Here is a 2,657-nt window from a genome sequence, read left to right on the forward strand (position 1 = left end):
CGGCCAGCGCGGTGACCAGCGCCGTGGCCACCACGGGCGTCCACGGGGTTCTTCGCACGGTTCCTCCTGGTCGACGGTTCGACCAACACCAGCAGGGTGCCGAGCGGCCGGTCCCGGTCGCATCCGCCGCACGTCGCCGCCCGTCCCGGAGTTCGGCCGGGGTTCGCCCTGAGCCCGAACGGCGGGGCGCGCCGGGGTCCTCCACGGCGCCCGTCCCCTCCCGCCTCCGTCCGGCCCGCGTCACGCCCCCCGAGCCGCGATCAACCCGCCAGCGGCAGCGCGCCCCAGCCGGTGCGGCTCGACCGGCTGCGCGGTGCGCGCCTCCGGCTCCCGCGCGGGCGGCTCGACGCCCGGACCGCCGGGGTTCCACCGCCCCCTCACCCAGGGGGACTGCGGGAGATCCGCGAAAGCGGGGGTTCAGCTCGACAGGTCGTGGAAGCGCCGTGCGAGCGCGGTCAGCCCGGCGTCGGTGAGGGCCCCGAGGAGCCGCAGCCGGGCCATGCCGCCGTCCGGGTAGATGTCCAGCCGCGCGCGCGTCACCGCCTCGGGGGCCCGGACGCGGAACCGGTGGCGGGTGTCGGGTTGCAGGCGGGTGCGGGGCAGCAGGTCGACCCAGTCGCCGTCGCCGTCGCGCCCGCGCACCGACGCCCAGCCGGGCGCGTTCCCCTTGAAGTGGCTGGTGTCCAGCTCGGCGAGCGCCACGACGCCCTGCCCGGCGAGCTCCAGCTCGACCCAGTCGTTGCCGTCGTCGCGGCGGCGCGCGGTCTCCCAGCCCTCCCCCATCACGGCGGCCTGGCCGGGCGCGATGAGGTTGGTGGGCGAGCCGTAGAACATGTCGCTGCACCCCACGACGCGCGCGCCGTTCTCCAGCGCGGCCAGGTCCACCGCGCCGGGCACCAGCAGCTCCGGGTCGGGCACCGGGTCGCCGTGCACGCGCAGCCGGGCGATGCCGCCGTCCGGGTGGGCGGTGAGGCGCACGTGCGTGAAGCGGCGCTCGGCGGTGACGTCGAAGTGGTGCTTGCGGTCGCCGCCGAGGGGGGCGCGCGGGACGATCACCTGCCACCCGTCCAGTTCGGACGGATCGGGGTGGCCGGGCGCCGACGTGGCCTCGACGGTCGCGGCGACCGGGTGGTTGCCGGTGAAGAACGCGGTGTCCACGACCACGCCCCGCACCACCCCCGGCAGGCCCAGGCGCACGACCGCCGCGTCGTCGCCGGGTTCGCGGCGGCGGCGGGTCTCCCAGCCGTCGTACACCTGGCCCTTGTGCCCGAACGTGTAGCTCTGGAAGACGGGTTCGGCCCGGTTGACGAGGTTCTCCCGCTCGGCGAAGAACTCGTCGTTCGCCCACACCACGCCGCCGCCCACGCCGCGCGACGCCAGGTCCGGCAGCCTCGTCCACTCCGGTGCGCTCATGCCGCTCCCCAGCCTCGGGTCAGGAACCGCCCGGACGGCGCGTCCCCGGTGATCAGCCGCCCGCGCAGCCAGGTCCGCCGCACCCCGCCCGCCAGCGGCAGGCCGTGGTAGGCGGTGACCGGGTTGCGGTGGCGCAGGTGGGCGCGGTCCACGACGAAGGCGGCGTCGGGGGCGAACGCGCACAGGTCGGCGTCCGCGCCGGGCGCGATGCGGCCCTTGTGCCGCAGGCCGGCGAGGTCGGCGGGGGCGGTGGACATCCAGCGGACCACGTCGGTCAGCGCGAAGCCCCGGCGGCGGGCCTGCGTCCACACCGCCGGGAGGCCCAGCTGGAGGCTCGCGACGCCGCCCCAGGCGGTGGCGAAGTCGCCGCGCTTGAGGTCGGGGGTGCACGGCGAGTGGTCGCTGACGACGAGGTCGAGCGCGCCGTCGCGCAGGGCCGCCCAGAGCAGCTCGCGGTTGGCGGCCTCGCGGATCGGCGGGCAGCACTTGAACGCGGTGGCGCCCTCGGGGATCTCCTCGGCGGTGAAGGTGAGGTAGTGCGGGCAGGTCTCGGCGGTGACGGGGACGCCGTCGCGCTTGGCCGCCGCGAGGTCGGCGGCGGCGCGGGCGCTGGAGACGTGCAGGACGTGCAGGCGGTGGCCGGTGTCGCGGGCGGCGGCGATGACGTCGGCGACGGCGCGCTGCTCGGCGGCGTGCGGGCGGGAGGCGAGGAAACCGGGGTAGTCGCCGCTCGCGGGCTCGGCGAGGTGGGCGGGGTCCTCGGCGTGGACGACCACCGGCAGGTCGGGCGGCAGGCGGGTGAGCGCGGCGCGCAGCTGGGGGACGTCGACGTGCGGGAACTCGTCGACGCCGGAGTGCGCGAGGAAGCACTTGAACCCGAAGACGCCCCGGTCGACGAGCGCGGCGAGCTGGTCGCCGTTGCCGGGCAGCAGGCCGCCCCAGAAGCCGACGTCGACGTGGACGCGCCCGCGCGCGGCGTCGAGCTTGGCGTCGAGCGCGGCGGGGGTGGTGGTCGGGGGGAGGCTGTTGAGGGGCATGTCGACGATCGAGGTGACCCCGCCCGCGGCGGCGGCGAGCGTGGCGGTGGGGAAGCCCTCCCAGTCGGCGCGGCCGGGGTCGTTGACGTGGACGTGGGTGTCGACCAGGCCGGGGATGAGGACCTCGTCGTCGGGCAGCTCGACCAGCTCGGCTCCCGCGCGGAGGGCCTCGGGGACGAGGGCGGCGGCGGGGGTGGTGGCCGGGGT

General features: G+C 77.0%; 2 protein-coding genes. Both read right to left on the reverse strand.

The features are described from left to right. Positions 1–417 precede the first annotated feature (417 nt). Positions 418–1,413, reverse strand: a complete 996-nt coding sequence (alc, locus tag ACTUAL_RS14520; RefSeq protein WP_096496602.1) for an allantoicase — start codon at positions 1,411–1,413, stop codon at positions 418–420. Beyond that, positions 1,410–2,657 (reverse strand): allantoinase AllB (gene allB, locus ACTUAL_RS14525; protein WP_440900614.1); only part of this gene is annotated, 1,248 nt, incomplete at its 5' end. The genes allB and alc, both read right to left, overlap by 4 nt.

The sequence above is a fragment of the Actinosynnema sp. genome (assembly GCF_052038725.1).